Raw genomic sequence first — 271 nt, forward strand, 5'->3', positions numbered from 1 at the left:
CAAGATGATCAGCTTCGTCGATGATAACCAGCCCCTGTGTACCTTCAAGGCGACGTCGCAGGGCGCGGGAGAGCGGCCCTTTACGGCGTGGTGCGTCATTCATTCCCAGCTCAAACGCCAGTTCAGTAAGACATTCCAGAACGCTGGCACAGGATGGCGTAATGGTGATCATCCAGACATTGTTATTGGTGCGGCGATATTCACGGGCCGCTTCGGTTTTGCCCACACCAGGATTGCCACATACAACAGCAATACTTTCAGTCAGGCTGGC

At 54.6% G+C, this 271-nt stretch carries 1 protein-coding gene; it reads right to left on the bottom strand.

What is annotated here, in order from left to right; all coding sequences use genetic code 11:
- On the bottom strand, positions 1-271 hold a 271-nt coding region (locus IEQ44_RS15875; RefSeq protein WP_193639420.1), incomplete at both ends, for an AAA family ATPase.

It is taken from the genome of Nocardioides malaquae (assembly GCF_015070385.1).
GTDB classification, from domain to species: Bacteria; Actinomycetota; Actinomycetes; order Propionibacteriales; family Nocardioidaceae; genus Nocardioides; species Nocardioides malaquae.